This window comes from Nonomuraea sp. NPDC050536 (assembly GCF_044457685.1).
Taxonomy (GTDB): domain Bacteria; phylum Actinomycetota; class Actinomycetes; order Streptosporangiales; family Streptosporangiaceae; genus Nonomuraea.
This window is the reverse complement of the sequence record NZ_JBITHD010000040.1, coordinates 25,835-43,321: the sequence shown is the minus strand read 5'-3', so window position 1 is coordinate 43,321 and position 17,487 is coordinate 25,835. Positions and strand designations below refer to the sequence as shown.

General features: G+C 69.5%; 18 protein-coding genes. 3 read left to right on the top strand and 15 right to left on the bottom strand.

The window, feature by feature from the left end; all coding sequences use genetic code 11:
- Nucleotides 1–13: 13 nt before the first annotated feature.
- The 10 genes from ACIBHX_RS51550 to ACIBHX_RS51505 all read right to left on the bottom strand — a co-directional run bounded on the left by ACIBHX_RS51550 (nucleotide 14) and on the right by ACIBHX_RS51505 (nucleotide 10,163).
- On the bottom strand, nucleotides 14–1,633 hold the full coding sequence (locus tag ACIBHX_RS51550; RefSeq protein ID WP_397076295.1) for a DUF5107 domain-containing protein: 1,620 nt from the start codon (nucleotides 1,631–1,633) through the stop codon (nucleotides 14–16).
- The gene (locus ACIBHX_RS51545) at nucleotides 1,630–2,460 is read right to left on the bottom strand and encodes a carbohydrate ABC transporter permease (RefSeq protein WP_397076294.1); all 831 of its coding nucleotides are present in this window, start codon (nucleotides 2,458–2,460) and stop codon (nucleotides 1,630–1,632) included. The genes ACIBHX_RS51550 and ACIBHX_RS51545 overlap by 4 nt, the downstream gene beginning before the upstream one ends.
- A complete protein-coding gene (locus ACIBHX_RS51540) occupies nucleotides 2,460–3,389 on the bottom strand; it encodes a carbohydrate ABC transporter permease (protein WP_397076292.1) in 930 nt (309 codons plus the stop codon). Before ACIBHX_RS51540 ends, ACIBHX_RS51545 begins: the two co-directional genes overlap by 1 nt.
- Before the next feature lie 26 nt (nucleotides 3,390–3,415).
- On the bottom strand, nucleotides 3,416–4,837 hold the full coding sequence (locus ACIBHX_RS51535) for an ABC transporter substrate-binding protein (protein ID WP_397076291.1): 1,422 nt from the start codon (nucleotides 4,835–4,837) through the stop codon (nucleotides 3,416–3,418).
- 299 nt (nucleotides 4,838–5,136) lie between these two features.
- Entirely contained in the window at nucleotides 5,137–6,150 is a 1,014-nt protein-coding gene (locus ACIBHX_RS51530) for a LacI family DNA-binding transcriptional regulator (protein ID WP_397076290.1), read from the bottom strand.
- Between the two features lie 150 nt (nucleotides 6,151–6,300).
- Entirely contained in the window at nucleotides 6,301–7,254 is a 954-nt protein-coding gene (locus ACIBHX_RS51525; protein WP_397076289.1) for an NAD-dependent epimerase/dehydratase family protein, read from the bottom strand.
- 76 nt (nucleotides 7,255–7,330) lie between these two features.
- Nucleotides 7,331–8,275 (bottom strand): sigma-70 family RNA polymerase sigma factor, encoded by a 945-nt coding sequence (locus ACIBHX_RS51520; RefSeq protein WP_397076288.1) that lies wholly within the window; start codon nucleotides 8,273–8,275, stop codon nucleotides 7,331–7,333.
- An 18-nt stretch (nucleotides 8,276–8,293) separates the two neighbouring features.
- Nucleotides 8,294–9,340 carry a hypothetical protein gene (locus ACIBHX_RS51515; RefSeq protein WP_397076287.1) on the bottom strand — a complete coding sequence of 349 codons (1,047 nt, stop codon included), beginning with the start codon at nucleotides 9,338–9,340 and terminating at the stop codon, nucleotides 8,294–8,296.
- A 102-nt stretch (nucleotides 9,341–9,442) separates the two neighbouring features.
- The gene (locus tag ACIBHX_RS51510; protein ID WP_397076285.1) at nucleotides 9,443–9,877 is read right to left on the bottom strand and encodes a hypothetical protein; all 435 of its coding nucleotides are present in this window, start codon (nucleotides 9,875–9,877) and stop codon (nucleotides 9,443–9,445) included.
- Between the two features lie 82 nt (nucleotides 9,878–9,959).
- A complete protein-coding gene (locus tag ACIBHX_RS51505) occupies nucleotides 9,960–10,163 on the bottom strand; it encodes an enolase C-terminal domain-like protein (RefSeq protein ID WP_397076284.1) in 204 nt (67 codons plus the stop codon).
- A 250-nt stretch (nucleotides 10,164–10,413) separates the two neighbouring features.
- Here ACIBHX_RS51505 and ACIBHX_RS51500 point away from each other — a divergent pair, with 250 nt between their 5' ends.
- Complete coding sequence (locus ACIBHX_RS51500) at nucleotides 10,414–11,346, top strand: MBL fold metallo-hydrolase (RefSeq protein ID WP_397076282.1); 933 nt, start codon at nucleotides 10,414–10,416, stop codon at nucleotides 11,344–11,346.
- A gap of 6 nt (nucleotides 11,347–11,352) precedes the next feature.
- Here ACIBHX_RS51500 and ACIBHX_RS51495 read toward each other — a convergent pair whose 3' ends face one another.
- Complete coding sequence (locus ACIBHX_RS51495; protein ID WP_397076280.1) at nucleotides 11,353–11,961, bottom strand: VC0807 family protein; 609 nt, start codon at nucleotides 11,959–11,961, stop codon at nucleotides 11,353–11,355.
- 49 nt (nucleotides 11,962–12,010) lie between these two features.
- On the opposite strand from ACIBHX_RS51495, the gene ACIBHX_RS51490 reads away from it, so the two are divergent.
- Complete coding sequence (locus tag ACIBHX_RS51490; RefSeq protein ID WP_397076279.1) at nucleotides 12,011–12,670, top strand: TetR/AcrR family transcriptional regulator; 660 nt, start codon at nucleotides 12,011–12,013, stop codon at nucleotides 12,668–12,670.
- On the opposite strand, the gene ACIBHX_RS51485 is transcribed toward ACIBHX_RS51490, so the two are convergent.
- The 4 genes from ACIBHX_RS51485 to ACIBHX_RS51470 form a co-directional block, all read right to left on the bottom strand.
- The gene (locus ACIBHX_RS51485) at nucleotides 12,630–13,436 is read right to left on the bottom strand and encodes an ABC transporter permease (protein ID WP_397076277.1); all 807 of its coding nucleotides are present in this window, start codon (nucleotides 13,434–13,436) and stop codon (nucleotides 12,630–12,632) included. The genes ACIBHX_RS51490 and ACIBHX_RS51485 overlap by 41 nt on opposite strands.
- Nucleotides 13,396–14,199, bottom strand: a complete 804-nt coding sequence (locus ACIBHX_RS51480; RefSeq protein WP_397076275.1) for an ABC transporter ATP-binding protein — start codon at nucleotides 14,197–14,199, stop codon at nucleotides 13,396–13,398. Before ACIBHX_RS51480 ends, ACIBHX_RS51485 begins: the two co-directional genes overlap by 41 nt.
- On the bottom strand, nucleotides 14,189–14,641 hold the full coding sequence (locus tag ACIBHX_RS51475; RefSeq protein ID WP_397076274.1) for a MarR family winged helix-turn-helix transcriptional regulator: 453 nt from the start codon (nucleotides 14,639–14,641) through the stop codon (nucleotides 14,189–14,191). Before ACIBHX_RS51475 ends, ACIBHX_RS51480 begins: the two co-directional genes overlap by 11 nt.
- Nucleotides 14,642–14,749: 108 nt before the next feature.
- Nucleotides 14,750–15,652: an alpha/beta fold hydrolase gene (locus tag ACIBHX_RS51470; RefSeq protein ID WP_397076308.1), complete on the bottom strand. Its 903-nt coding sequence runs from the start codon at nucleotides 15,650–15,652 to the stop codon at nucleotides 14,750–14,752.
- Between the two features lie 236 nt (nucleotides 15,653–15,888).
- On the opposite strand from ACIBHX_RS51470, the gene ACIBHX_RS51465 reads away from it, so the two are divergent.
- Complete coding sequence (locus tag ACIBHX_RS51465; RefSeq protein WP_397076273.1) at nucleotides 15,889–17,184, top strand: APC family permease; 1,296 nt, start codon at nucleotides 15,889–15,891, stop codon at nucleotides 17,182–17,184.
- The last annotated feature ends 303 nt before the right edge of the window (nucleotides 17,185–17,487 follow it).

Here is a 17,487-nt window from a genome sequence, read left to right as displayed (position 1 = left end):
CTCCTGGGGGATGTCAGCTCATGCGGAAGTCGTAGCGGGCGGGGAGTTCGGCGTCGTCGCCGTGCAGGGCGAACCACAGCGCGTCGAGGGAGTCCTCCCCCTCGCGCAGGTCGGGAACGACCAGGTCGCCGTCCAGGACGCGACCGGCACGCTCCAGGTCACCGGCCTTCACGGCCGCCTGGGCTTCCAGGAGCCGGATCCGGCCATGACGGCGGTCTTCCAGGTTGTCGATCACCTCCAGTGCGTCGCCGGCCCGATCGGCGTCGATCAGGGCGCGGAGCGTTTCGACCGTCAGTGGGTGCAGGTAAGGTGCGAGCGAGTGCGCTTCGAGGAGGAGTACGGCTTTCGCCGCGTCGTCACCCGTCTGCGCCAGTGCCCGCAGGACCAGCGGGGACCTGTGGAGGCCCAGCGACTCCTCCCAGGCGGACCTGGCACCGCGGAGGTCTCCGGCCGCGAGGAGGTTGAGCCCGAAATGGTAGAGCCCGTGCCAGTCGGTGGCGTCCTCGAGCAGACGCAGCCATTCCGGGCCGACCACGCACGCGGCGGGCTCCGGCAGCACGCCGGTCTCGCACAACGTCAGCCAGGGCTGCTGCTCGGGGCCCAGGCTCTCCGGCGGGAAGCCGGGCAGCGCCTCGAGCGCGCCCCACCCGGATCCCAGGTGCAGGATCTCGCCTGCGGGCAGGTCCCACCACTGCTCGGCGGCGTTCTCCAGGCCCGCCGTACGGGCGGGGTCGTAGGGGCCGTAGCTCTCCGTCCAGGTCCAGCGCGCCCCCGGCCCGATCGGGACGTGCTCCAGCTGGGTGCGGCAGAGCCCGCCCTGGATCTCCAGGTAGCGCAGGCCGGGCTCGGACAGCCACTCCTGCCAGCGCGAGCCGCCGGGCCCGGTGCCCCAGCCGAACAGCTTCCTGCCGAGCAGCCGTTCCGTGGACTCATGCAGGAGCCCGTGCCCTGAGGAGTCCACCGCCGCGATCCACGGCGGGCCCTCGACGTGGAAGAAGTAGTCGGCCGCCCGTCGCCAGGCCGAGGGGCGCAGGACCTCGGGCGTGACGGGGACCGTGGTCAGCTCCTGCTCGTAGCCGTAGTAGTCGGCCTTGGCCGCCGGGACAAGCACCCGGGTGTCCGGTGTCTCAGGAACGGCGATGTTCGACCACCAGTAGGCCTGGACGGGGTGCGGGCGCGGGTTACGCAGCGTCACGCCGACCAGGAGCCGGTCGCCGTCGAGCCGCGCGTCCAGCTGCATGACCAGGCCGAACGCCCGCTCGTACTCGAACATCCTGATCCCGTCGCCGACCCTGACCGCGTGCAGCGGCTCGCAGGTCAGCGGCCAGTGCCCGGTCGTGCCGAGGTTCCACTCGACCCCGCCGGCGAACCAGGCGTCGCGCAGCGCCAGGTTGGCCGGCTGGATGACCGGGTTCCTGAACAGCAGCTCCCTTCCGGTGGACTTGTCGATCAGCGACCAGAGCCGCCCGCCGAGCGACGGCAGGAACTCGGCGCGCAGGTGGTCGTTCTCCAGCACCAGCACCGGGATGTCCCGCTCGCGCGGGTCGCGGGCGTACTGGCTGCGCATGCCGTACGGCAGCAGCTCGAGGATCGGCAGCGGGCTGACCGGCCCGAGGTCCGAGATCCGCGTCACTTGCCTGCTCCCAGGGTGAGGCCGGAGATGATCCTCCTGGCCAGGACGATGTAGAGGACGAGCATCGGCAGCACCACGATGGCCACGCCGGCGATCAGCCCGCCGTACTCCGACTGGTAGGTGGCGGCGCCGTACAGCGTGAACAGCGCGCGGGACAGCGTGAAGCCCGAGGTGTCCTGGATGAACACGATCGCCAGCAGGGCCTCGTTCCAGAGCCCGATCGCGTTGAGGATCAGCGCCGTGATCATCCCGCCCTTGGCGAGCGGGAGCGTGATCCGCACGAACGTCCTCAGCGGCGACGCGCCGTCCAGCGCGGCCGCCTCCTCGAGCTCCTCCGGCAGTGTGCGGAAGAACCCGGTCAGCAGGAAGATCGTGAACGGCAGCGAGAGCGCGACGTAGAGCAGGAACAGCCCGAGCAGGCTGTTGGTCAGCTTGAGCTGCGCCATCCCGACGAACAGCGGGATGATCACCGTCTGGATCGGCACGCCCATCCCGATCGCGATGAAGCTGGTCAGCGGCCCCGATCCGCGGACGCCGAGCCGGCTCAGCGCGTACGCCGCGGGGGCCGAGATCAGCACGATCGCGACCGACGCCACGGCCGTCAGGACGACGGTGATCAGGAACGCGTGCCCGAACTCCGCCTGGTTCCAGGCGTAGAGGAAGTTGCGGAACGGCCGGCCGCGCTCGAACCAGGTGTGCGGCAGCCCGAACGGGTCGCGGAAGATCTCCAGCGGCGTCTTGAACGACGCCGCGATCAGCCAGTAGAGGAGCAGGACGTTGACAGCGGTGAACAGCCAGATGATCGTCCTGCCGGCGAGGCGCAGCATCAGTATTCCAGCCTCTCCCTGCGCATCACCCAGCGCAGCGTCAGCACCAGGAAGGTCACCAGCGCGATCATCACGACGGCCGTGGCGCAGGCGACGCCGTACTCCGGGGTGCCCTGGGTGCCGAACGAGCGGTCGTAGACGTAGATCGCCAGCGTCCAGGTCTTGTTGGGCGGCAGGTAGGTGCCGGGACCGGCCAGGACGAAGACCATCTCGAAGATCTTGACGGCGCCGATCGTCCACAGCACCCCGGCGATCCCGACCACGTCCCAGATCATGGGCAGCGTGATGTGCCGGAACTTCTGCCACGGCGTCGCCCCGCACAGGTCGGCGTCCTCGTAGAGGTAGGGCGGGATGCGGTCGATCGCGGCCATCAGGATGGTGATGTAGAACCCGGCGCTCGCCCAGATCAGCGCGCCGATCACCACCCAGACGACGGTCTCCGGCTGCAGGAACTTGGCTGCGGGCGCCCCGGCCAGGTTGAGCAGGAAGTTGGCCAGGCCCTGCTTGGAGGGGTTGTAGCGGAAGACGAAGCCGAAGAACATGCCGATGGCCACCGGCGCGACGATGTTCGGGAAGAACAGGATCGCCCGGATCAGCTTGCTCGCCTTCATGTCCCGCAGCACCATCGCGAACAGGAAAGCGAACAGGAACGTGCCGATCCCACCGACCGCGATGTACATCAGCGTGTTGCCGAAGGCGTAACGGAACGACTCGCTGCCCAGCATCTGGGCGTACTCGTCGAACCCGGCGAACCTCGGCGTGCCGGCGCCCGACCAGCGGGTGAAGCTGAGCACCACGGTGACGATCGCCGGGCCGACCAGGAACAGCACGTACAGCACGATCGCCGGGAGCACGAACGGCCAGAACAGCCGCCGTTTGCGGACCAGGTGGGGCGTGCCGGTGGCGGGCAGGTCACGCCCGCGCGCCACCGCACGCTCCTGTACGGCCTGCGCCATCAGTGCTGGGTCTTCCAGAACTCGGCGGTCTTGGCGGCGAGCTTGTCCACGAACTGCTGGCCGGTGAGCTTGCCCTTGAGCAGGTCGTTGTCGGCGGGGAAGAAGACCTGCTCGGCGAACTTGCCGCCGGCGATGCCGTCCAGGCCGTCCATGAACAGCATGTGGGTCTTGGCCGGGTCGTCCAGCGCGGTCTTCAGGTCGGCGATGTCGCTGGGCACCGGCAGGTCCTTGCGCGGGGTCAGGCTGTCGGCGACCGCGGGGACGCCGGCGAGCATGGCCTTGTTCAGGAAGTAGGCGATGAAGGCCTTGGCGGCCTCGGCGTGCTTGGCCTTCTTGGTGACGCTGAAGCCGATCTCCTGGACCTCGATGACGTCGTGCGTCGCGCCCTCGGGCATCGGGTACTGGAACGAACCGTAGTCGATGGCGTCGCCGCCGCCCTGCTTGTTGAGGTACTCGCGGGTCTCGGTCGGACCCCAGCTGCCCATGAACAGGAAGTCGGCGTCGCCGTCCGCCCAGCGCTGCTGGATCTGCGGGAACTTGGCCGCGTCCCAGCCGTCGATCAGGTAGCCGCCGAGCTTGGCGGTGTACTCGGCCGCCTTCTGGAAGCCCGGGTCGGACTTCCAGGCCTGGCCGGTCTTGTCCTGCGCGGCCTTGGCCAGCCCGCCGGGCCCGACGTACCGGGCCGCGGCCTGCTCGAAGAACCACGCGGCGTAGTAGCTGATGTCGCCGTCGAGCGCGACCGCCGAGCGGCCCGCCTTCTTGGCGGAGTCGAACAGGGCGAACAGCTCGTCCATGCGTTTGGGCGGCTGCAGGGCCGCGACCTGCTTCTTGTTGTACCACCAGGCGTCGCCCATGACGATGTACGGGATCGAGAACTGCTTGCCGGCATCGTCCTTGGCGGCCGGGGTGTCCCAGTACGCCGCGGGCAGCACCTCGCGGACCGTGCCGTCGCCGGTCTTCATGTCGAGCACGTCGTCGACGGGCTGGGTGCCGCCCGGCTGGACGATGGCCGCCTTGACGTTGGTGAGGTCCTGGTCGAACAGGTCGGGGACGGTGTCGGTGTTCAGGGCGGGGACCAGGTTCTGGCGTAAGTAGGCGCGGCCCAGCCACTGGATGTTCACCTTGACGCCGGTCTGCTTGGTGAAGCAGTCGGCGATGTACTGGACGACCTTGCCCTGCGGTTCGTCCTTGGTCCACATCGACCAGTAGGTGAACTCCTTGTCGGTCGCGGGCTTGGCCGCGACCGCCGGGCACGTGGTGTTGAAGTAGGCGGCCGCGGTCGGGAGAGTGAACTCCCCGCTGTCGGCCTGCTGAGCGGGGCTGCCCTTGGTTTCGCTCGCCGGGGTTCCGCTGGAACCGCAGGCGGTCAGGGCGAGGCTGGTCGCCAGTCCGAGGGCAGCGAGGATCCGGGTGTTGGACATGTGCTTCTCCTGCTGGGGGGTTCTGCTAGAGAAACGTTTTAATAAGATCTGGCCTGGACAGTAGGCCGGGCGTTGAAGAGTGTCAAGAGGTCCGTCGTGACTGACAATCCGGCTGCGCCACGGTCGCGGAAACGGTCAGGCGGTCCTGATCGCTCCCGCTTGCCGGCCTGGTAGGCAAAGCGCCTGGCCAGCGAGCTGATCATGGAGGCGGGTGGGCGCCTTCACACGGTGGCGTCGCGTCCCGGCACCGGCGCTCGCGATGCCCGCCTCATCCGCGGGCGATATCCACATCGGTGGACTTACACGTGAAACGTTCGCATCGATGACTCCCTGATGACGAGCTCAGGCTGGAACATGATCTGCTGATGCGCGTGGCCGCCGGGGTTGTCGCATTCGTCCAGCAGCAGCTCGGTGGCGATCCGGCCGAGCTGGTACGTCGGCTGCCGGATGGAGGACAACGTCACGGCAGAGGCCGCGGCGAACTCGATGTCGTCGTACCCGATCAGCGCCACGTCGTCGGGCACGCGCACGCCCGCCTGCAGCAGGCCGCGCAGCACGCCCAGGGCGAGCAGGTCGTTGGCGCAGAACACCGCGTCGGGAAGCGGGCCGGAGACCAGCTTCTCCGCCGCCCGCTGCCCGTTGCGCGCGTTCATCTCCGGCATCACGATCTCGGCGACCCTGCCCCGCATGCCGCGTTCGCGCAGCGCCCGGCGCATGCCCTCCTGCCGCTCGTGGCACTGCCGGATCCCGAGCGGCCCCGTCACGTAGGCGATCCGCTCCGTTCCCGTGTCCAGCAGATGCCTGGTCGCCAGCAGGCCCCCGGCGATGTCGTCGACCGCCACCGAGCACTGGTCGGGGCGGTGGGCGGCGTGGTCGAGCAGCACGGCGTGGATGCCGCGCTCGCGCAGGGCCTCCAGCGGGGCGGGATCCTCCCCCGCCGGGGTGATCAGCACGCCCATGACCCGCTGCTCGGCCAGGACCAGCAGGTTGCGGTCCTCCCGTGCTCGCGAGCCGGCCGAGTTCCCCAGGATCACCGCGTATCCCCGGTCGCTGGCCACGTCCTCGACCCCGGCCGCGACGTCGGTGAAGAACGGGTTGGCGATGTCGAGCACGCACAGCCCGATCGACCGGCTCCGCCCGGCCCGCAGGGTGGACGCCGACCCGTGCCGGACGAAGCCGAGCTCGCGGATGGCCCGCTGGACCCGCTCGCGGGTTTCGGGGGCGACGCGCTCGGGCCGGTTCAGGGTGTTGGACACGGTGCCGGGAGACACTCGCGCGCGTTCCGCGACGTCCTTGATGCTGACGGTGCTCATAGTGTGCCCATTAAAACGTGCAAAGCACCCATAGGACCACCGCCCTTGACCTCACCACCCATCGGGTCTACTTTGCGCATAGCTGATTGTTAAAACGTTTCGTCCACACACAACATGCAACCGCCGGGCAGCTGAGAGCATCCCACTCTGTCAGACGAGCAGGCGGAGAAGGCCGGCTTCCTCGGCGGGCGTCAGGCCGGAGCGGCTCACGGTGTGGCCGGAGGCGCGCTGCCAGGCGAGCGTGTCACGGGCCGTGTCGGCTACCGGGCGGATGTGCAGGCCGGCGGCCAGCGCGGCGGAGGTGTCGCGGGTGAAGCCGGTGTACTCCGGCAACGGCAGCCACATCGGCAGGGACCGCGGCCCCATCCACGGCTGCACCTTCTGCTCGGCGAGGAACTCCTGACCGGCCCAGACCAGCTCGGGTCGCACGCCCAGGCCCGCGGCGATCTCCGCCAGCAGCCTGCCGCGGCCGAAGGGCATGGAGATCGCCTCGTACGGCCCGGAGAGCCCTTCGCCCGCCGCATCGAGCGTCCAGGCGGCCAGATCGCGCACGTCGACGAGCTGGACGAGATCGTCCGGCGTCCCCGGAGCCAGGACGGGCCCGCCCCGTGCCAGCCGGTCGACCCAGTAGGTGAAGCGGTCGGACTGGTCCTCCGGACCCACGATCAGCCCGGCTCGCACCAGCAGCGCCTCGTCACCGACGAGCTGCTCGCACGCCACCTTGGCCGGACCGAAGTTCCGCGGGTCTGTCTCGTCGGCGCCCGGGGCCAGCGGCTCGTGCAGCACCTGGTTGGCCTCGCGGAAGTCGGCGTAGACGCTGCGCGACGACACGAACGTCCAGTGACCCGCGCGACCCGCGAGCTCCGCGACGGCCCGCCGTACCAGGCTCGGCTGACTGGCGACGTCGATGACGAGGTCGAACGTCCCCTCCAGCGGCGCCAGCCCGCCGTCCTCACTCCGATCGACCCGGACGAACTCCACGCCCTGCGGCGGATCGCCCGCGAGACCCCGCGCCGCGCACACCACCTCATGCCCGCGGTCGCGCGCCTGCCGCGCGATCTCCCTGGACAGGAACCTCGTACCACCCAGAACAAGTGTCCGCATCTCCCCATCCTGACCCGCCTGTCCTGAATGCTCTCCGTCCCTTCACTCCCAGCGCAAAACCGGTCCGGCGCTGCGGTCAGCCGGCCCAGGGCTCCATGGGTTCGCGTCGCCGCAGGCGGGTCAGTGCCTGCTTCTCCAGGCGGCGCACGCGCTGCAGGGACAGGCCGGTCCGGCGGGCGATCTCCGGAAAGGTGTGCTGGTGACCGTTGTGCAGCCCGAAGCGCAGCGTGATGACCAGAGCCTCGTCCGGCGACAGGGTGTCCACCAGCGACCTGAGGTGTTCGGCGAGCCTGCGGGTCACCGCCACGTCCTCGGCCGACAGGCCGGCGGGGTCCTCGATCAGGTCGGCCAGCATGCGGTCGCGATCCTCACCCACCGGCATGTCCAGGCTGACCTCGCGCCGGGCGAGAGTCCGCAACTTGAGCACCTTGGCCACCGGCCAGCCCGTCTCCGCCGCCGTCTCCTCCACCGTGGGTTCGCGCCCCAGCCGCACGGTGAGCTCGCGTTCGATCCTGGCGTGGCGGCCGAGGTCCTCCACGACGTGAATGGGCAGGCGCACCGTCCGGCCCCTGTCGGCCAGCCCGCGCTGGATGGCCTGGCGGATCCACCAGGTGGCGTAGGTGGAGAACTTGAACCCCTTGGCGTAGTCGAACTTCTCCACGGCCTTGATCAGCCCCAGGTTGCCCTCCTGGATCATGTCGAGCAGCGACATGCCTCGCTGCGGGAACCTGCGCGCGATGGCCACGACCAGCCGCAGGTTCGCGCGGATCATGTGATCCTTGGCCGTCTCCCCGTCGTCGGCCATCGCCAGCAGATCGGCCTGCCGCGACGCGGGCAACCCGCCGTTCTCGTCGAGCAGTCTGCGCGCGTACAGGCCCGCCTCGATCCGCTTGGCCAGCTCCACTTCCTGCTCGGCCGTGAGCAGCGGCGTCTCCCCGATCTCGTCGAGGTACTGGCGCAGCAGATCACGCTCGCTCTCGGGCTCTCGCGGTTCTGCCCGCACGAGTTCCGAATCCGACATGTCCACCACTTCCCCGGCTCAATGTCGCCGTAGCCTGGCCGCCGCCTGCACGCCCTCCAGGAGGTACGGCGGGAGCGGCACGACCTGGCCACCGCCACGCAGGACCGCCACCACGGCCTCCTCCAGCACGTCCTCCACGGGACGCACCCGGCCGCCACAGGCCGGGCAGGCGGGCCACATGTCAGGGAGCAGGGCGGCACAGCTCTCGCACGCGACGCCGGGCACCTCCGGACCGTCCTCGACGAGCAGTTGGCGAACGGCTCCCGCGCCCGCGGCGGCCAGACAGCAAGCCAGCCCCTCCACCGCGTGCGTGCCCCCGGCGGCCTCGTCCAGCACCGCGGCGGCCAGCCTCTCCTCCGTCGCGGCCCGCCAGCGGGCCACGACCTCGTCGGCGAGCCGCCGCAGCTTCGCGGGGGTCACCGCGCTGGGTTCGGCGATGATGTGACCGGCGAACACCTCATGGGCCACGGCGGGCAGCAGCGCGATCAGCCGGGGGACCTCCTGCGCCTGCCCGCCGAGCACCACCGCGTCGACGCCTTCCTTCCTGACCGTCTCCGCGACGCGGTCGGCGATGCGGCGCAGGTAGCCGTCGCGCGACCCGCCCGCCATGACGCCACGCTCGGCCGGGCCGTACGGCATCGCGTCGTCCCTGATCACGGCCGTCTCGACGAGCAGGCCCTCCCTGCGCACGCCGATCCAGGCCCGGGCGTTGTCGAAGACCGCCACGCAGTACGGCACGCAGCGCTGCAGTGCCGCGAGCAGGGGCCGGACGTAGGGACGCATGCCCACATGCGCCGACTCCGCGAGCTCGCAAGGCAGGGACAGCCGCCTTGGCAGCCCCGGGGGCGGGGAGACGAACAGGGCGACGCCGCCTCGCGTTCCCCGCAGGTCCTCGACCACGCCACGCACGCCGTCGACGGTGGCGTGATCCAGATCTGGGCAGGCACGCCGTACCAGCCCCACCAGATGCGCCGGATCGGCGGGGACGGTGAAGTAGAGCGAGACGATCGGCGATGTGATCGACTCTTCGCTCAGCAGCCGTCTGGCGAGCTCGCTGCCTGTCATCACGACTCCTTGGCCGAGATGCCCCCTGACCTCTCCAGTGTGCTCCCAGGCAGAGTCCGTGATGCGCCGCGGGCACCCCGGAACGTGGACTGTTCCCTGGGCTCAGGCCGTCGGCTGGACGTCCACCACGGCGTGGCAGCACCACCCACCACCCGCGCGGGCCAGGACGACGTCCTCGGCCGCCGGGCTCTGTGTGGGCAGGTATCGCAGCTCGGCGTGCGCGACCATGAGCATGACGAGCGTCGTGGTCCCGTCAGGGTGCTCGGCGACCTCGACGTCCACAGGCACCTGCCCGAACGTGGTCATCCGCCTGATCGCCAGGTCCATGGCCTGGGCCAGGAGATCGGCGTCCGGCTCTGCCTGAAGGCTCTCGGTGATCTGCTCGCCGGGGACGGCCGCTCCGGGCCATCGGACGCCCGCGGTCAGCGCGTGCAGCGCCTCGGCGACGCAGGCGGCCCTCCCAGGCGCCCAGGCGTCAAGCACCAGGTGCCCCTCCTCGATCCGCACCCGGTGACTCGGCTGGGTTGTCTGGTCCACGCCGCCGTCACTCCCTCAAGCCTCGACCCCTCCAGCCTGCCGCTATGGCGCGCCGTACGGTAGGGGTCCAAGCCTCCGAAGCCTACGGCGCGACCTGGTACCTGCCGGCATCGGCCGTCCGTAGCTCAAGGCCCAGTCCGGGGCGCGACAGGTCGGGGCGCAGGACCCCGTCCTCCGGCTCGCCGGAGGAGACCGGCTCCTCGAACCAGCCGATGTCGCAGTCGTCGACCTCCCGCGCCAGCCGGATCGCCTGCTTGGCGGTGTAGGCGCCCTTGGCCGAACACATCCGCCTCAGAGCAGCCCCAGTCGGTCCACACCTCCAGCGCGGCGGTGTCGATGACGTCCGCGTTCCCCAGCTCGGGGTAGGCAGCGATGCCCGCCTGCGAGTGGCCCGGCAGGTCGATCTCCGGGCAGGGATCACATTCATGATCCGACCCTGTGCTCCTTCCGCACCGGGCTCAAGCGAGAAATCAGGTGCCCCGCCCGGGACCGGTCACTACGATCGGCTGGCACTTGATCATCGAAAGGTGCGGACCATGGCGAGGCGAAAGGTCGAGCTGCTGGAGCAGGGGCATCCGTTCCGGCAGTGGAAGACGTGGCGGATACCCGGGGCGGAGCTGACCATCACCGGCTACTCGCGCGCCAACGACAAGACCTTCTTCCACCTCCCCGAGCTGCGGTGCAGCCTCGACGCGGGATTGTGCGAGGGGCGGCAGGTGGACACGGTCTTCCTGACCCACACCCACCACGACCACGCCAAGGATCTCGATTATCTGGCGGCCAGGGCCTCCGGCACGGACATCTACCTGCCCGCCGCGGCGGTGCCGTACGTGGAGTCCTATCTGCGTGCATCCGCTGAGCTGAATCATGGCGCAGGGTACGACCCGGAGCTGGCGAAGGGATGTCGCCTGCACGGCGTGCGGCAGGACGACGAGTTCGTTTTCGGGCGGCGAGGACACCACGTGCGCGTGGTGGAATGCGAGCACAAGGTGCCCTGCGTGGGATACGCCTTCTCGGAACGGCGCAAGGCGCTGCGGCCGGAGTTCGAGGAACTGCGGCGATCCCTGGGCGGGGAGTTCGGCCGGATCATGGCGCAGCGGCGCAGGGAGGGCGTCCAGGTCGACCACGAGGTCCGCAGGCCGCTGTTCGCCTTTCTCGGAGACACGCACGTCAACGTCTTCGAGCGGAATCCGTGGCTTTTCGACTACCCGGTCATCATCACCGAGTGCACCTACCTGGACGACGCCGAACTGGACCGCGCGGACCGGGTCGGGCACACGGTGTGGAGCCGCCTCAGACCCGTGGTGGAGGCCCACCCGGAAACACTGTTCGTCCTGACCCACTTCAGCCTGCGCCACTCGGACCGCGAGATCGTCGACTTCTTCCGACAGGTCTCACTGGACAACCTCGTCCCGTGGGCCCACCAGGAAAGCCACCTCCCTGAGCAACACCAGCATCGCGATTCCTGAAGCCGATCAGGGCCGGCAGTCCTGCAGAGAGGCGCGGATGCGGCTCACAGAGGGACCGCAGAGCACGCAGGCCGTCACAATGATCGCCGGGACGATCAGATTGGTCACCCAAACAGCCGTCGACACCGGCAACCGGTAGGCGGCGACGACCTGCGCCAGGGATCCGGCGACGCCGACCAGGCCCCACGTGATGGTCATCGTCCGAAGCCGCCCGCGGAGCCACGCCCCCTTGGCCAGGCCGTTCGTCCAGAGAGTGTCCTGTTCGGCGTTCTTGACCAGCACCGCCCGGTAGACCGCCGCCAGCACAGGATCGCCGGTGAACGCCGTGGCCACGAACACCAGCCCGAGCGGGATCCCCACCAGCGCCTCGCGCACCAGCAGGAGCCGATCCGATCCGCTCACCAACCCGGCCGCCAGGCTCAGCAGCGCCCCGAGAGCCATGACCACCGGCAAGGCGACCAGGCGCCGCGAACGCACGGCGGCGACCACCGCCAGCGCTGCCGACCCCGCGGCGGCAGCCAGCAGGCCCGCCCGCTGGGAGCCGCCTAACCCCGTGAACGCGTAGTACAGCGCCACCGGCACCGCCATGTCCACCAGCACGCCGAACTTTCGCATGCTCGCCCCTCTGTTGATTACTGAACTCTGGAGTCTAGTATTTCCTACCATGTCAACGACACGGCGCGGCCCCGGCCGCCCCAAGTCCGAGTCGAAGCGGGAAAGGATCGTGGCGGCGGCCCGCGAGCTGTTCGTCCGCGAAGGCATCACCGCCACGTCGATGACCAGGATCGCCGAGCGGGCCGGCGTGGCCCGCCCGACCCTGTACTCGCATTTCGCCGACAAGGAGGCCCTCTTCGCGGAGGTGATCGCCCGGGTCCGCCGGGATCGGACGGCAGCCATGGGGGAAGGGAGTCCCCCCGCCGGGACTGTCCTGGCGAACCCCGACATCCTGGTTGCCCTCGCAGGCCTCGCGGCCTATCTGGTGGAGCTCATCACCGATCCGGAACTCGCGGCGCTACGCCGGCTGCTCATCAGCGAGGACCTCCCGGTCGGCTGGCGCACCGTCTGGGCGCTCGAAGGGCCCGACGTTCTCCGCGCGGCGCTGGCCCGTGACCTCGCCCACCGTCCCGAGCTGGATGTCCCCGACCCGGACCTCGCGGCAGAGCAATTCCTGGCGCTGACCACCCACCGCGCGAGCCTGGACGCCCTCCACGGAATCTCGCACCCGCCCGAGCACTACCGCACGGTCGAGGCGTGCGTCGTCTTTCTCCGCGCCTACGGCAAGCTCAGCGCGCCAGGCGAGGCAGGAGCAGGGACGCCGCGGTGATCCCGGTCGCCGCGGCGATGACCAGCACGAGGAAGTCCAGGCCCAGGTGGCCGGGTGTGCCGAGCAGCAGCGCGCGCAACGCGTCGACCTGGTAGGTCAGCGGGTTGACGGCGCTGATCGCCTGCAGCCATCCCGGCATCACCGCGATCGGGTACAGGGCGTTGGAGGCGAAGAACAGCGGCATCGTGATGGCCTGCCCGATCCCCATGAGCCGGTCGCGCGTGAGCACGATGCCGGCGATCGTCACCGACAGGCAGGAGAAGAACGCCGCGCCGAGCACGACGGCCGCGGCCATGCCGAGCAGGCGCACCGGGTTCCAGGTCATGCCGACGCCCAGGAGCGCGGCGATCAGCAGCACCACGACCGCCTGGATCACCGCCTTGACCCCGGCGGCGAACGCCTTGCCCGCCACCAACGCCGCCCGCGGGGTCGGCGTGACCAGGAGCTTGGTGAGGATGCCCGCGTCACGGTCCCAGATGATCTGGATGCCGTAGAAGATCGAGATGAACATCGCCGACTGCGCGATGATGCCCGGCGCCAGGTAGTCCAGGTACGGGATGCCCTCCGTGGGGATGAGGCGGATCCTGGTGAACGTCTCGCCGAAGATCAGCAACCACAGCGCGGGCTGGATGGCCCTGGTGTACAGCTCGGTGCGGTCGTGACGGAGTTTCTGCAGCTCCACCACGCACATGGCGATGGTGCGCGACCATCCCGTGCGCAGCGGTTCAACCGACGCGGGAAGCCGTCCTGCGAGTATTACGGACATCGCGGAAATCTCCTCCCGCTTCGTTCAGGTCGCTTCCGGCGACCGCGCGGAACACGTCCTCCAGCGTCGCCTTCTCACCGAGTTGTGCCTTGAGCCGCGCGGGCGTGTCCATGGCCCTGATCGTGCCCTTGTGCATGAGCGCGACCCGGTCGCAGTACTGGTCGGCCTCGTCCATGTAGTGCGTGGTGACCAGGACGGTCATGTCCGTCTCCGCGCGCACGGCGTTGATGTGCTCCCACACCCCGGTCCGCGCGATCGGGTCGAGGCCGATCGTCGGCTCGTCGAGCATGAGCAGCTTCGGCGCGCTGACCAGCGCCTGCGCCAGTTCGAGCCGCCTGATCATGCCGCCTGAGTACGTCGCCGCCATCCGGTCGGCCGCCTCGGCCAGCCCCACCGACTCCAGCACCCGAGCCACCCGCTCCGCGCGATCCCTTCTCGGCACGTCGAAGACCCGGGCGAACAGGGCGACGTTCTCCCTGCCCGTCAGCCCGGCGTCGGCCGACAGCTGCTGGGGCACGTATCCCAGCAACCGGCGCACCTGCATCTTCTCCCGCGCGGCGTCGTGCCCGAAGACGCTGACCATGCCCGCGGGCACGGGCAGCAGGGTGGTGACGCAGCGGATCGCGGTGGTCTTGCCCGCGCCGTTCGGCCCGAGCAGGCCGAAGATCTCGCCGCGGCTCACGGTCAGGTCCAGGCCCGCGACGGCCTCGGTCCTGCCGAAGGAGTACCGCAGGCCGGTGCAGGTCAGCGCGTCATCGCTCAACGAGAGTCGCCTCCAAACCCTCGGCTAGCCTGCGCAGCGCGGGGATCGCGGCCTCCAGAGCGTCCCTGTCCTGTCCGGCAAGGCGGTCCAGCTGCTCCTTGACCAGCACGATCCGCCGCTCCTGCCACAGGTTCAGCCGGGTCTCGGCCTCCGGGGTGAGCATCAGGTGGGCGGATCTGCGGTCCTTGCCGGTCTCCCTGCGCAGCAGGCCGCGCCTGGTGAGCTGGTTGACCAGGGTGGAGACCGAGTTTCCCGCCAGGTGCAGCTCGCGCGCCGCCGCCGAGACACCGATGCCCGGGCTGGCGCGCACCAGGCGCAGCAGCTCGACCTCGGCGCCGCGCAGGTACGGCTGTTCGACCGTCGTCCGCAGATTCCGCCGCACCAGGCGGTGGATGCCGGACAGGAGCCCCGCGAGAGTCTCGGGAAGGTCGTCGGTCCCCATACCAACGACATTAGCTCTGCAACAGAGCTAATGGAAGGTCGCCTCGTCAGACAGCTAGCCGCGCAGCCAGCCGATCACCTGGTCGGCTCCACTGCATACCCGACCACGTCAGGTAGTGGACGTTGCCGCTTCCGCGCGGTGGACGAGTTCGGCGATGTGGGTGGCGAACTCGGGCCAGAGTTCCAGAGGAAGGCTGTGGCCCAGCCCATCGATGATCACCAGGTTCGCGCCGGGGATGGCCGCCGCCGTGGCCCGGCCGCCGCTGACGTCGATCATGAGGTCGGCGGTGCCATGGATCACCAGGGTGGGGACTCGCAGGTGCCGCAACCGAGCCGTGCGATCTCCGGAGGCCAGGACCGCGACGCTCTGGCGCATCATGCCCAGTGGGGCGAGCCCGCGGTCGTAGGCCTGCCCCGCCCGGGCGGCCACCGCGTCCTCGTCGAACGCGAACCCCGGGGAGCCGACCGCCCGCAGGACGCGCACCTGCCATGCCACGTAGCCCTGCCGGTCCTCGGGCGGCGCTCCCAGCGGTCCGATTGCGGCGAAGTCCGGCCGGCCCACCGCGGGGTCGCCGGTGGTGGAACTCATCGACGTCAGCGACCGGACCCGGCCGGGATGCTCGATCGCCATCGTCTGGGCGATCATCCCGCCGAGGGAGAGTCCGACCAGGTGGGCGCCGTCGAGACCGAGCACCTCGAGCAGCCCCACGGCGTCGGCCGCCATGTCCGACAGCGTGTAGGACGCCGACGACACGTCACCGGTCATGGCCGCCTGAATGTCCGGTACGGGCGCGTCCGTGAAGTGGGACGACCGGCCGGCATCGCGGTTGTCGAACCGGATCACGTGCAGTCCGCGGTCGACCAGTTCGGCGCAGAACCCGTCGGGCCAGTTGATCATCTGCCCGCCACCGCCCATGATCAGCAGAACGGGCGGAGCCCCCGGGTCGCCGAACCGCTCGTAGGCCACCTCGATACCCGCAGGCCCGACATTCCGGGCCATCTCCTCACCCATGCGCACGCCATCTCCTCACCGCCAGGGAGTGGTTCCCACGCACGGTTATTTCTGCTCCCACGGCAGAACAAACGGCTTGCCAGGTGACCCCTCGGCCCGGCCGTCCCGGGTGTATGCCCTTTGGCCTGCGGGAACACTATCCATCGAGGAACAAATCCTGGACCTGTGGTAAGCAGCCCGCCGTTTTCGCCACGACGAGGACCCCGGCTGCGCCGTAGAAAATGGGGGGACCCCTCATGCCATCACAGGCGAAGTTCACCGTACGGCAGGCCGCCTTCATCGGCGTCGGCGCCATGGTGGGGGCCGGGATCTTCGCGCTCCTGGGCGCGGCCGGCGAGGTGGCGGGCTCGGCCGTGTGGCTGTCGTTCGTCATCGCCGGCATCGTCGCGATCCTGCAGGGCTACTCGTTCGCCAAGCTCGGCGCCCGGTACCCCTCCGCCGGAGGCCTGCTCGAGTACGTGGCCAAAGGCTTCGGTGAGGGCCACGTCACCGGTATCACGGCCTGGCTCGTCTACGTGGCCAACGCCATCGTCACCGCGATGGTGGCGGTCTCGTTCGGAAGCTACGCGAGCGCCATGTTCGCCGGCGGGAACGCGGCCTGGGCCAAGGTGTTCGCCGCGTTCATCATCATCGCGATGACGGCCGTGAACATCGTCGGATCGACGCTGGTCGCCAAGGCACAGACCGTGATCGTGTACGTCGTGCTGGGAATCCTGGTCATCTTCGCGGTGGTGACGATCGCCAACATGCAGCTGTCGCTGCTGGCGCCGTCCGGATACCCGCCGTTCCGCGACATCGTCTCCAGCGTCGCGCTGACGTTCTTCGCGTTCCTGGGGTTCGGCATCATCACGTTCACGGCGAAGGATCTCCCCGATCCGGGGCGACAGCTTCCGAGAGCCATGTTCCTCGCTCTCGGGATCGCCACGGTCATCTATATCGCCATCGCGGTGGGCGTGTTCGGCACGCTCACGGCGGAGCAGGTCATCTCCTCCGGCGGGACCGCGCTCGCCGTCGCCGCCGAGCCGTCGCTGGGCATGGCCGGCTACTGGATGATGAGTGTGACCGCGCTGTTCGCCACCTCCGGAGCCACCAACGCGGGCCTGTATCCGGCACCCGGCCTGTGTGAGCGCCTGGCGCAGACGGGGCAGTTCCCGCCGTTGATGGCACGCAAGCTCGGCGGACGCGCATCGGCGGGGCTTCTGATAGCGGCGGCGGTATGCCTGGTTCTCGCCCTCGCGTTCAATCTCGACGCGATCGCCTCCATCGGAAGCGCCGTCGCCCTCCTGGTCTTCATCTTCATCACGGTCGCGCATTTCCGGGTACGGACCGAGACCCGCGCCAACGTCGTCGTCCTCGGACTGGCCGTCGCATCGGCCGGTGCCGTTCTGCTGACCTTCGTCTTCACGACGCTGATCCATGAGCCCGTGGCGATCCTGGCGTTGCTCGTCATCCTTGTGGTGAGCATCGCCCTGGATCTCGCGTGGAAGTACAGGTACACCCACCGGGCCGGCCCCCTGCCGGGGGCACACTAGCCACGTCACGACCCGGCGCGATCCCGGAATCTGGTAAGGCTGTGTTCCTGAAGGTGAGCAAACCTCACAAAGTTGCCAAAACGGTACAAATGTTACCGCGAGAAACACGTGACGGTACCCGCCTGGAGACTTACCGTCACGGTACCCGGATCGCACCGCGGACCAGCCCGACTCCCCCCGGGTCGGACCTCTGAGATCGCCGAAGTCATGCTGGTGGGCCCGCTCAGCCGCGACGCGAGATCCCGGGGCACGACCTCCGGTCGAAAGGCCGGAGGCGACGGGCCTCGTCTCGGAGCGGCGAGT